This is a genomic window from Meridianimarinicoccus zhengii, assembly GCF_003254465.1.
GTDB classification, from domain to species: Bacteria; Pseudomonadota; Alphaproteobacteria; order Rhodobacterales; family Rhodobacteraceae; genus Meridianimarinicoccus; species Meridianimarinicoccus zhengii.
In genome coordinates, this window is sequence record NZ_QDFI01000009.1 from 75,740 (window position 1) to 86,897 (window position 11,158).

Genomic DNA, 11,158 nt, shown 5'->3' on the forward strand with positions numbered 1-11,158 from the left:
CGCGCCGAGAAGAATTTGGAGAGAATGCGCTCCGACGGCTTGACACGGGTCAGCCGGTTTTGCGCGCCTCGACCACCGAGGTCACGAAAGGACGCAAGGATTCGTGGCAGCGCAGATCCGCGAACCCGGCAGCGCGACACAGATCGGCGATCCGCGCGGCACTCCGCGCACGGCCCGTGCGCATCGCCAGCGTGTAGAATGCGAAATAGACATCGCCCGCCGGGTCGGGACGGTCCCCGCCCGCCATCGGTTCGGAAATCACGAGCCTGCCGCCCGGCGGCAACGCCGCAAACGCGGCGGACAGCAGCGCGGCGACGGTATCGTCCGCATGGTCATAGAGCACCCGCACGAGCGTGATCATGTCGGCGCCACCGGGCAGCACATCGGTCCGGAAAGACCCCGGCACGAAATCCACCCGGTCCGCCAGGCCCGCAGCGGCGATGCGTTCCGCGGCGAGCGGCGCGACGGCGGGCAGGTCGAACACGGTCGCCCGGATGGCCGGTCGTGCCGTGCACAGCGCCACGGCGAACGCCCCGGAACCGCCGCCGACGTCTAGGACGCGCCGGACACCCCCGAAACGCACGCGCGCCAGCGTATCCTGCGCCACGAGTGTCTGGCTCTCGGCCATGAGGTCGGAATAGACCTGCGTCACAGCGGGCGGCGGCGGCGTGCCGGTCGCCCCGAAGACATAGGGCCAGAATCGAGCCAGTTCGGTGTCCACCTCGCCGCGTAGCAGCGCCACGGGATCGGCCATATCGGCATAGAACGCGCCATGATGGCGGATCATCCCGGCGACGCCCGGCACGCCAGCCAGCGCCGCACCCTGGCGCGCCAGGTCGAAACGGCCGTCGCGGCGTCGGCGCAGCAGCTTCAGCGCCGCGGCGGCCTGCAGCAGCATGTCCATGCGGTCGGGTGGCAGATCGGTTTCGCGGGCAAGATCCTCGGGCCTGCGCGGGCCGTCTATCAGACGTGCGGGCAGGTCCAATTCGACCACCGCCAGCAGCACCTGTGCGCGCACGAACCCTGCCACGAGATCGAACAGCGCCGCTCCGTCGCGCCGTGCCAGCCCGCGCAGCAGCGGCATCCGCGCCACGGCGGCCTGGAATTCCGGGCGGGCGATCAGCCGCGCCAGCCACCCGGGCCGAAAGGGACGGATGGGGCGCGGCAGAACCGGGGCCGCAACAGGCACGGCCACGGGCGGGCGCGCGGCGCCACCCGGCGGCAACGCGCCGTCGGCCATCAGCGAAAACTGCGCGCGTGGACCGGGGCGACCGGGGTCAGGCGCTCCGCCTGCGCGCGCACCATGCCCGCGAGCGCCGCCTCTCCCGGACAGGCAGGGATCGACGCGATAGCCCCACCGAGAATATCCTTGAGCCGCCGGATCGCACCATCGACGCCGTATTCCGCCACCGCACTGGGGCGGGCATGCAATTCGTCCTGACCCACCGGCTTGCCCAGCGTGTCGGCATCGTACAGCACGTCGCGCAGGTCGTCGGCGACCTGAAAGGCAGCGCCGATGCGTGCGCCCAGTTCTTCCCACGCGTCGGGATCTTCATGGCCCGCGGCAATCGCCCCCATACGCGTCGCCGCCACGAACAGCGCGCCCGTCTTGGAGCTGTGATAGGCGGCAAGATCCACATCCGCCTCGCTTTCCCAGCCCTGCCCCGCGCAGATCCCGCCCGGCATCCCCGTGCGCTGCGCAAGCGTCAGCACCAGCGCGTTGGTTCGCACCGCCGCCGTCGCGTCCGTCGCCCCGGCGCGAGCCAACACGTCGAAAGCCAGCACGATCAGGCTGTCTCCAGTCAGCACGGCCAGCGCTTCGCCGTAAGCGCGGTGCACCGATGGCTTGCCGCGGCGCGTGGCCGCGTCGTCGAAACAGGGCAGATCGTCATGCACGAGACTTGCGCAATGGATGAGTTCGAGCGCCGCCGCCGCCGCATCCGCGATGCCCGGGCGGTCGTCGCCGCAGGCCAGCGCCACGGACATGAGGATCGTGGGCCGGATGCGCGCGCCCCCCGGCGTCGTGGCATAGTCCAGCGCCGAGGCCAGCCTGGTGGGCGCCACGCCCCCCCGCCCCAGCGCGATGGCACGCGTTACCGCTTGGTCAATCCGGTGGTCGATATCCATGGCACGGCCCATCTGTCAGCTTTTCGGTACATCGCTCTGTAAATGACAGTGGACAGTTCGGCGCATTGAGTCAACAATTCCTGACAGGGTGCCGCATTCGGCAAGGCAGAGGCGACAGGATGAACCAGACACTCCGGCAGGATGGAGCACCCCGCGCCGAACGCCCCGTCATCGTGATCGGCGCGGGCATCGGCGGGCTTGCGGCGGCGCTTCGGCTGGCGGCAGCCGGGGTGCCGGTGACGGTCTTCGACCGCGCGGCGGGACCGGGCGGCAAGATGCGCACCGTTCCGAGCGCGGCCGGGCCGGTGGACGCAGGCCCCACGGTACTGACCATGCGCGCCGTGTTCGACGATCTGTTCTGCGCCGCGGGCGCCCGGATCGAGGATCACGTGACCCTGCACCGGCAGGACATCCTGGCGCGGCACTGGTGGCCCGACGGCAGCACGCTCGATCTCCACGCTGATCCGGGCGCCCGCGCCGACGCGATCCGGTCCTTCGCGGGGGCGCAGGCCGCACGGGAGTTCTGCCAGTTCAGCGCGCGCGCCGCGCGGCTGTTTGACGCCTTCGACGAACCGATGATGCAGACCGCGCAGCCAAGCCTTGGTGCGCTGACCCGCCGGGTCATGCGGGAACCCGCACTGATCCCGCTGATGGCACCGAACCGGACGCTGGCGCAGATGCTGGCGGGCCAGTTCTCGGACCCGCGGCTGGCACAACTGTTCGGCCGCTACGCGACCTATGTCGGCGGCTCGCCCTACCAGGCCCCCGCCCTGCTGGCGCTGATCTGGCAGGCCGAGGCCGCGGGCGTCTGGGTGGTCGATGGCGGGATGCACGCGCTTGCCCGCGCCATCGCCGGTCTTGCCGGCGCGCGCGGCGCCGTCTTCCGCTACGGCGCAGAGGTGGATGAGATCACGCGCGACGGCACGGGCCGGGCCAGCGGCGTGCGCCTGGCCGACGGAGAGACGGTCCCGGCGGCAGCGGTGCTGTTCAACGGCGATCCGCGTGCGCTCGGGCTCGGGCTGCTCGGCCAGTCGGTGCGCACAGCCGGAAACGGCCCCTTGCGCGCCGAACGCAGCCTGTCGGCGCGGGTCTGGACCTTCGCGGCGCAGCCGGACGGCCCGCTGGCCCGCAGCACCGCCACGGGCGGGCTTGCCCATCACAACGTGTTCTTCGGCGGCGATCCGGAGGCCGAGTTCGCCGACCTGCGCGCCGGCCGCATGCCGCGCGATGCCACGCTCTATGTCTGCGCAGAGGATCGCGGAAAACCCGCGCCGCCAGACGCCATGGAGCGGTTCGAGATCATCATGAACGCCGCGCCGCTGACCGCCCGCACGGGTGCCACGGGCGCGGCGCAAGGCCCCGACGGGCCAGAGGAGCAAGACCCATGCCACACGCGGACATTCGCCACGCTGGCCCGTTTCGGGCTGAGTTTCGACCCGGTTCCAGGGCTTCCGGCGCTCACCACGCCCAGCGAGTTCGAGAGGCTGTTCCCGGGCTCCGCCGGATCCCTTTACGGGCAGAGCCCGCATGGACTGACGGCGGCCCTGTCGCGGCCAACGGCGCGCAGCGCGGTGGCGGGCCTGTACCTGGCGGGCGGGGGGACGCATCCGGGGGCGGGTGTGCCGATGGCGGCGATCTCCGGCAGGCACGCGGCAGAGGCGATCGTGACGGACCTCGGTTCGATCTCGCCGTCCCGCCGAACGGCTATGCCTGGTGGTATGTCGACGGGATAAGCCAGTGTGGCACCCGCGCGGTATCCGTCATCGCCTTCATCGGCTCGGTGTTCTCGCCCTGGTATCGGTGGTCGGGGCGGCGCGACCCGGAAAACCATGTCTGCCTGAACGTGGCGACCTATGGTCCCGGCGGGCGGTTCACGATGACCGACCGGGGCCGCGCGGCGCTGCGGCAATCCGAATCCACGCTGAGGATCGGGCCGAGTTCCGTTCACTGGGACAACGGCGCGCTGCGGATCGACATCGACGAGGTGTCGGGCCCACCCCTCATTTCGCGCGTCCGCGGCACGATCATCCTGCGACCGAAAGCGGTCACGCCGGTGGACCTGCCGCTGACGCCCGACGGCGCCCATGTCTGGCGGCCCTTCGCCCCGGTGGCCGATATCGACGTGGCGCTGGATGCGCCGGGCTGGCAGTGGACAGGCCACGGCTATTTCGACGCCAATTTCGGCACCCGCGCGCTTGAGGAAGATTTCAGCTTCTGGACCTGGGGGCGTTATCCGACGGCGACGGGTGCGAGCTGCTTCTACGACGCGACGCGGCTGGACGGGTCGAAGCTGGCCACCGCCATCCGCTTCGGGACCGATGGCAGCGCCAGCCTTCAGACCGACCCGCCGCCGCTGACGCCGATGCGGCGCAGTCTCTGGGCGGTGCGGCGCGAAACCCGCGCGGACGCCGGTGCGCCGCAGCCCCGGCAGGTCAAGGCGATGCTGGAGGCGCCGTTCTACAGCCGGTCGATGGTGGAAACGCGGATCGACGGTGAAACCACCGTCGGCGTGCACGAGGCGCTGGACCTGCACCGTTTCCGCAGCCCGCTCATCAAACCGATGCTGGCGGTTCGCGTGCCCCGGCGGCCGGGCTGGTCCTTCGACCGGGCCGAGTGACCCTGCGCTGGCCCGGGGTCGGTCTGGTCGCCGTCTTGCCCTTGTCTGGCGGGATCAGGCCGGCGTGCCCGCCTTTTCCTTCGCGGCCTCGTCCGGGTTCATGCGCAGCACGGCCGCGTTCAGCGCCGTGGCGATGGTGACCCACACGAGATAGGGCACGAACAACAGGCCCGCGATCCTGTCCTGCTGGAACAGCGCCAGCATGGTGCAGGCCACGGCCACCCAGAGAATGCCCACCACGATCAGCCCCAGCTTCATGCGCTTCAGCCCGAAGAACACCGGCGTCCACAGCCCGTTGAGCGCGATCTGCAGGGACCAGAGCGCCATGGCCAGCCCCGCGCCGGGCAACATGGCCACGCGCGCCCCGGCGGCAGCCATGCAGACATACAGAACCGTCCAAGCGATCGGGAAAACAAGATCGGGCGGTGTCCACCACGGCTTGTTGAGCCGGCGATACCAGTCGCCCGGCATGAACAGGCCGCCGGTCGATCCCGCCGCGAAGCAGGCGGCGAGAAAGATGGTGAATAGGACATATGCCATGACGCTCAGCTAGCCCAGCGGTCAGCGGTCTTCAAGGCGGAACGCCCCCGGTCGCGCCGTTCGAGTTGCCCCAGCAGGGCCACCAGCGCCTCGGCACGTCCCGTATGCGGGGCGGCATCGCGCCGCGCGGCATCCACGAGGAACGCCGTTTCAGGAAGCGGGCGGGCAAAGATCAGGGGCGAGCGCGGCATCACCAGCGTGCCGCCCGCGCGCAAGGTTGCCAGCATGAGCCAGCCCAGCTTTTCCGCGCCCCCGGTGCGGGCACGCGGCCCGACGCTGTCATGCCCGTTGCGCGCCACGCGCCCGCCGATTCCTGCATAGATGTAGCGCGCGGCGAAGATGGCCGGGCGACAGGACAGCGGCAGCGCCGCGATCCCCGCCTCGGAGCGTGCGTAAAGCTGATCCGCCTCGCGCAGCAGCCGCGCCGTCATGGCCCGGATCGCAGGGTCCGGCCTAGGGTCTGCCAGGAACGCCGCGGGGTCCATGCCCGCTTCGGTCAGCCAGTCGGTGGGCAGGTAGAGCCGCCCTTCCCGCGCGTCCTCGCCCACGTCGCGGGCCACGTTGGTCAGTTGCATCGCCACGCCCAGATCGCAGGCCCGCGCCAGCGCCGCCGCTTCGCGCACGCCCATCAGCACGCACATCATCGCGCCCACGGCCGAGGCGACCCGTGCCGCATAGGCCCGCAGGTCCGACAGGCTGGCGCAGCGACGCCCGATGGCGTCCCACGCGAAGCCCTCCAGCAATGCTTCGGGCAGCGCACGGGGCATCTCGGCATCGTCGACCATCGCGGCAAAGGCCCGGTCGGCGGGCGCGTTGCGCGGGCGGCCCGCATAGACGAGATCGAGCCGGTCTCGCAGCGCCAGAACCGCCCCGGTCTTGTCGTCCTGCAAATCCACCGCGTCGTCAGCCAGACGGCAGAACGCATAGAGCGCGAGCGCCGGGTTCCGCACGCGCGGCGGCATCAGCATGGAGGCGGCATAGAAGGACCGCGACCCATGCCGGATCGCCCGCGCGCAATGGTCGAGATCGGCCTCGGTGATACTCATGCGGACACCGCGTCGGGCACCAGTTTCCCAAGCACCTCGGCCGAGGAAATCACCCCCGGCAGGCCCGCGCCGGGATGCGTGCCCGCGCCCACGAGATACAGGCCCGCCGCCTCTTCGCTGACGTTGTGGGGCCGGAAATACGCACTTTGCAGGATGCGCGGTTCGATGGAAAACCCCGAACCGAGCGGCGACAGGTAGCGGTCGCGGAACGTGTCGGGCGTGAAGACCAGTTCGGGCCCGAGCCGGTCCGACAGGCCCGGCATGCACTGGTCTTCGAGGATCGCCAGCATCCGGTCGCGGTACGGCTTTTCCATCGTCGCCCAGTCCACCGGCGTGTCGTGCCCCAGATGAGGCACGGGGCTGAGCACGTAGAACGTGTCGTCGCCATCCGGCGCAACCGACGGATCGGTGACGGAGGGGCGATGGACGTAAAGGCTCATGTCCTCCGCCAGCTTGCCCTTGACAAAAATGTCCCTGAGCAGACCAGCATAGCGCGGCGCGTTCAGGATCGTGTGGTGCCCGAGATCGGGCCACATCGCGCGCGTGCCTTTCGTGCCGAAATACCAGACGAACAGCCCCATCGACCAGCGCGACCGCTTCAGCTTCGCCGGCGTCCAGCGCCGCTTCGCATGGTTGCGCAGGAGCCGGTCATAGGTATGCCCCGCATCCGCATTGGACACGACCACATCCGCCCCGATGACCGTCCCGTTGGCCAGCCGCACGCCGCGCGCCCGGCCCTTCGTGACAAGGATTTCATCGACTTCCGTGTCGAGACGCAGGTTGCCGCCCTGCCCTTCGATCACCCGCGCCATGGCTTTGGCGATGGCCGCGACCCCGCCCATGGCGTAGTGCACCCCGAACTGCTTTTCGAGATAACTGACGAGGATATACATCGACGTCACATGCAGCGGATCACCCCCGATGAAGAGCGGATGGAACGACAGCGCCATGCGCAGGCGCTCGTCCTTCACGCGCCGACAGGCATGGGCGTAGACGGACCGGTCCGCACGCAACATGGCAAAGCGCGGCAGCACCTTGATGAGGTCCGGAAAGCGGTGCATCGACCGGCGGCCCATGTCCTCGAAACCGAAGGCATAGCGCGCCTCGCTGTCCGCGAGGAACCGGTCGTAGCCAACCACGTCGCCGGGCGACAGGCGCGCGACCTCGGCCCGCATCGCCTCGGTGCTGCCGGACGCCTTGAAGGACGATCCGTCGGGCCAGCGGATCTCGTAGAACGGGTCGAGCGGGCGCAAATCCACATCCGTGTCGAAGTCACGCCCGCAGGCGGACCACAATTCGCGCAGGGTCTGCGGCACGGTGACGATGGTGGGGCCAAGATCGAACCGGTGCCCGTCGTGGGTGATGGACGACCCGCGCCCGCCCGGCATGTCGAGCCGGTCGATGACCGTCACGCGGTATCCCTTGGCCCCAAGCCGCATCGCGGCGGCCAGCCCGCCGATACCGGCCCCGACGACGATGGCATGCGGCGCGGTCAACCGTTCGGCGGTGGCGGCCAGGGTCTGGTCAAGCTTGGTCATCGGTCTCCCTTCGACGGGGCCCAGAGGATGCTGCGGCCAATGGGCTCCGCTTCGGGAATCCCTTCCCTTCCAGCCTAGCACGTGTCAGACTTTGTTGACACATGGAAAGGGAGTCGCACCATTCAAACCGTCAGCCTGAGCCTTTTTCGCTTTGACGGGCTCCGCGACAGGCTCTGGGCATTTGCGCAGATGGGCCTCGCGCGGCAAAAACTGTCAGCCACGCCTGACATCGGTTTCTGGAAGCTGTGCGGCTCGGGCACCGGCGAAGGCTTCACCCCGCGCCCAAACACCGCGGTCTATGCCATCCTCGCCACGTGGCCGGACCTTGCCACGGCACAGGCGCGCACTGCAGACGGCGCTGTCCATGCCCGCCACGCCGGCGAAGCCGCCGAAAGCTGGCACATTTTCCTGCGCCCGGTGTCGGCACGCGGCGCCTGGACCGGTGCCGCGCCCTTTATCCCCCATGACGACACCGGCATCGGCCCCATCGCGGCGTTGACGCGCGCCACCCTGCGCCCGGCCAAGGCCGCGCAGTTCTGGCGCCGGGTGCCCGATATCAGCCAGGTGATCGGGGCCGACCCGAACGTGTTGTTCAAGATCGGCATCGGTGAGGTGCCGCTGCTGCACCAGGTAACCTTCTCGATCTGGCCAGACGCGGCCACCATGGCGCGCTTCGCCCGCGCCGACGGGCCCCATGCCCGCGCCATCGCCGCGGTGCGTGCGGGCGACTGGTTCGCCGAAGAACTTTATGCCCGGTTCCGCCTGCTCGATACCCGCGGTACATGGGGCGGAACGGACCCCTTGAGCGAACGGACCCAAGCTGCATGACTGCCCCCTTTCCCTTTACGGCCATCGTCGGTCAGGACGACATGAAACGCGCGCTGATCCTGACGGCGGTCGATCCCGGTATCGGCGGCGTGCTGGTGTTCGGGGATCGCGGCACCGGCAAATCGACGGCCGTGCGCGCGCTCGCCGCCCTTCTGCCGCCCATTCAGGCCGTGCAGGGCTGCCCGGTCAACGCCGCCCACCACGCCGATTGCCCCGATTGGGCGCAGGTGCCCGCCGACGCGCCCATCGTCACGCGTCCGACGCCCGTGGTGGACCTGCCGCTCGGCGCGTCCGAGGACCGGGTGACCGGCGCGCTCGACATCGAGCGGGCGCTGACCCGCGGCGAGAAGGCGTTCGAGCCGGGGCTGCTGGCCGCAGCGAACCGCGGCTACCTGTATATCGACGAGGCGAACCTGCTGGAGGATCACATCGTGGACCTTCTGCTGGATGTGGCCCAATCGGGCGAGAACGTGGTGGAGCGCGAGGGGCTGTCGATCCGCCACGCCGCGCGCTTCGTGCTGGTCGGGTCGGGCAACCCGGAAGAAGGGGAACTGCGGCCCCAGCTGTTGGACCGGTTCGGCCTGTCCGTGGAAGTCCGCTCCCCCAACGATATCGACGAGCGGATCGAGGTGATCCGCCGCCGCGACGCCTATGACCGCGATCGCGCGGGATTCGTGGCCGCCCATGCAGCTTCAGAGGCGGAGTTGCGCGACCGCATCCTCGCCGCGCGCGACCGGCTGGCCGGGATGGAGACGCCCGAATCCGTTCTGCGCGATTGCGCGGAGCTGTGCGTGGCGCTGGGGTCCGACGGTCTGCGGGGCGAGCTGACACTCCTGCGTGCAGGCCGGGCGCTGGCGGCCTTCGACGGCGCCGACGCCATTGCGCGCGCGCACTTGCGCGACGTCGCCCCCATGGCCCTGAGCCACCGGCTGCGCCGCGATCCGCTGGACGAAGCCGGCAGCGGCGCCCGTGTAGCCCGCACCGTGGCCGAGGTCTTCGCCGCATGACCGACCCCGCCCGGTCAGCGGACACCACGGCCCTCACTCGGCCCGGCATGGCGGGCGACTGGGCGCGGGCGGCCCTGGCGCTGGACCTGCTTGCGGTGGACCCGGTGGGGCTGGGCGGAATGCACCTGCGTGCCCGGCCCGGTCCGGTGCGCGACGCGGTGCTCGCCCGGTTGGGTCCCGTGCCGCTGCCGATCTGCAAACTTCACCCGACGATGGGTGACGAGGCGCTGTTCGGCGGGCTCGACCTGACGGCGACGTTGGCGGCGGGCAGACCGGTGCAGCGCGCGGGACTTCTGGCGGAGCCGCGGCTGCTGGTGCTGACCATGGCCGAACGTTGCCCGGCAGGCATGGCCGCGCGGCTTGCCGCCCATGCAGATACCGGTTCTGGCGCGCTCGTGCTGCTCGACGAAGGGTTGGAGCCGGAAGAAACCGCCCCCGCCGCCCTGACCGACCGGCTGGCCTTTGCCCTGTCGCTCGACGGGGTCGGGCGGCAGGTGATCGCCACGGCGCCCCCCGCGGATGCCGCAGGGTTGGCCGCGGCGCGGGATCGGCTGGCTGACACTGCGCTGCCGGACGATGCCGCCGCGGCGATCGTGACGCTAGCAGCGCGGATGGGCGTCGCGGGACTGCGCGCGCCGCTGCTGGCGCTGGCCGCCGCGCGTGCTCATGCAGCACTCGCCGGGCGGGACCTGGCATCGGAAGATGACATTGCCGCCGCCGCAACGCTCGTGCTTGTGCCACGCGCGACACAAATGCCCGATGCGCCTGAGGAAACACAGGATGATCCACCGCCGCCAGATCCCGATGACAGGCCAGACGACACCCCGGAAGACAGCGACGATCCCGGCGAGCGGCTTGAGATGCCGGAGGAACTGCTGGTCGATGCCATCGCGGCGATGCTGCCGCCGGAGTTGCTCGCCGCCATGGCCGGACGCATGGGGCGGGCAAGCCGCGCGGCGACAGGCAGCGGCGCCGGCGCACGGAGGCAGGGCAACCGGCGGGGGTGCCCCCTGCCCTCGCGCCCAGGGCGGCCCGACAGCGGGCACCGCGTGGACCTTGTGGCCACGCTGCGCGCCGCGGCCCCCTGGCAACGTCTGCGGCGGGAAGAACGCCCGGACGCGCCCGGCATCGTCCAGTTGCGGCCCCGCGATATCCGGCTCAGGCGGTTCGAGGACCGCTCGGACCGGCTGCTGATCTTCGCCGTGGATGCCTCGGGCTCGGCCGCCATCGCCCGGTTGGCCGAAGCGAAGGGCGCGGTCGAGTTGCTGCTGGCGGATGCGTATGCGCGGCGCGATCATGTTGCCCTGATCGCCTTTCGCGGAACGGGCGCCGAGGAACTCCTGCCGCCCACCCGGTCGCTGGTGCAGACCAAGCGGCGGCTCGCGGGGCTGCCCGGCGGCGGCGGCACGCCACTCGCCGCGGGGCTGCGCGCGGGACTCGAGGCAGCGCTGGCCG

At 70.6% G+C, this 11,158-nt stretch carries 10 protein-coding genes; 5 read left to right on the plus strand and 5 right to left on the minus strand.

Features of this window, described 5'->3' with window-relative positions; translation table 11 throughout:
* Positions 1-49: 49 nt before the first annotated feature.
* Positions 50-1,240 (minus strand): methyltransferase, encoded by a 1,191-nt coding sequence (locus DDE13_RS04860; RefSeq protein ID WP_222626032.1) that lies wholly within the window; start codon positions 1,238-1,240, stop codon positions 50-52.
* Positions 1,240-2,127, minus strand: coding sequence for a polyprenyl synthetase family protein (locus tag DDE13_RS04865; RefSeq protein WP_111402027.1), 888 nt, complete (start codon positions 2,125-2,127; stop codon positions 1,240-1,242). Before DDE13_RS04865 ends, DDE13_RS04860 begins: the two co-directional genes overlap by 1 nt.
* A 119-nt stretch (positions 2,128-2,246) precedes the next feature.
* Between DDE13_RS04865 and crtD the strand changes: the two genes are divergently transcribed.
* Positions 2,247-3,860: a 1-hydroxycarotenoid 3,4-desaturase CrtD gene (crtD, locus tag DDE13_RS04870; RefSeq protein ID WP_111402010.1), complete on the plus strand. Its 1,614-nt coding sequence runs from the start codon at positions 2,247-2,249 to the stop codon at positions 3,858-3,860.
* Entirely contained in the window at positions 3,857-4,744 is an 888-nt protein-coding gene (gene crtC, locus DDE13_RS04875) for a carotenoid 1,2-hydratase (RefSeq protein ID WP_111402028.1), read from the plus strand. Before crtD ends, crtC begins: the two co-directional genes overlap by 4 nt.
* A 54-nt stretch (positions 4,745-4,798) precedes the next feature.
* Here crtC and tspO read toward each other — a convergent pair whose 3' ends face one another.
* From tspO to DDE13_RS04890, 3 genes are read right to left on the minus strand one after another with little or no spacing between them, the layout of a single operon-like run.
* Complete coding sequence (gene tspO / locus DDE13_RS04880) at positions 4,799-5,284, minus strand: tryptophan-rich sensory protein TspO (RefSeq protein WP_111402011.1); 486 nt, start codon at positions 5,282-5,284, stop codon at positions 4,799-4,801.
* Positions 5,285-5,289: 5 nt separating this feature from the next.
* Positions 5,290-6,330 (minus strand): 15-cis-phytoene synthase, encoded by a 1,041-nt coding sequence (gene crtB, locus DDE13_RS04885; protein WP_111402012.1) that lies wholly within the window; start codon positions 6,328-6,330, stop codon positions 5,290-5,292.
* Entirely contained in the window at positions 6,327-7,868 is a 1,542-nt protein-coding gene (locus tag DDE13_RS04890; protein ID WP_111402013.1) for a phytoene desaturase, read from the minus strand. Before DDE13_RS04890 ends, crtB begins: the two co-directional genes overlap by 4 nt.
* Positions 7,869-7,988: 120 nt before the next feature.
* Here DDE13_RS04890 and crtA point away from each other — a divergent pair, with 120 nt between their 5' ends.
* From crtA to DDE13_RS04905, 3 genes are all read left to right on the plus strand, one after another.
* Positions 7,989-8,696 carry a spheroidene monooxygenase gene (gene crtA / locus DDE13_RS04895; RefSeq protein WP_162630859.1) on the plus strand — a complete coding sequence of 236 codons (708 nt, stop codon included), beginning with the start codon at positions 7,989-7,991 and terminating at the stop codon, positions 8,694-8,696.
* Entirely contained in the window at positions 8,693-9,703 is a 1,011-nt protein-coding gene (gene bchI, locus DDE13_RS04900) for a magnesium chelatase ATPase subunit I (RefSeq protein WP_111402015.1), read from the plus strand. Before crtA ends, bchI begins: the two co-directional genes overlap by 4 nt.
* Positions 9,700-11,158: VWA domain-containing protein (locus DDE13_RS04905; RefSeq protein ID WP_235868590.1), on the plus strand; the 1,459-nt coding region annotated here is incomplete at its 3' end. The genes bchI and DDE13_RS04905, both read left to right, overlap by 4 nt.